The organism is Vibrio sp. 10N.222.55.C6, assembly GCF_041473395.1.
GTDB classification, from domain to species: Bacteria; Pseudomonadota; Gammaproteobacteria; order Enterobacterales; family Vibrionaceae; genus Vibrio; species Vibrio crassostreae_C.
This window is the reverse complement of the sequence record NZ_JBFRSD010000930.1, coordinates 1-396: the sequence shown is the minus strand read 5'-3', so window position 1 is coordinate 396 and position 396 is coordinate 1. Positions and strand designations below refer to the sequence as shown.

Genomic DNA, 396 nt, shown 5'->3' with positions numbered 1-396 from the left:
ACACTAGGCATCGCACTGCGCCAAGGCGTTGTTTTCCACGCATTGTTAGTTAACGAATCTGACAGGAAGTACGGTAATTTAACTGTTCCTCGATACACTTGAATAGAAGCTGCTGCTGGTGTTGAAAAGTTAGTGTTATAACCCGCAGCTAATTGTGTTGCAGCATCGTCACCAAATGCACTCTTAAACATCGCGTCAGCTTGTACAGCTGTAGCAAAATCCTGTTTCTTTCCATCAACTGTAAATGTATACAGATTATCAAGATCAGCTTCCGAAATACTATTTGGATTCGCTAGGTTCTTCCATATATCAGACGGGGTAACTGCGGGGCTAACTGTTTGTGCAATTGCAGCTTTGGTCCCGTTCATAACGTTACCTGCCGACGCAGTAGTAAAC

1 pseudogene is annotated in these 396 nt (G+C 43.7%); it reads right to left on the bottom strand.

What is annotated here, in order from left to right:
• Positions 1–368, bottom strand: a pseudogene (locus tag AB4486_RS26910) (fumarate hydrolyase); the annotation flags it as partial.
• Between the last annotated feature and the right edge of the window lie 28 nt (positions 369–396).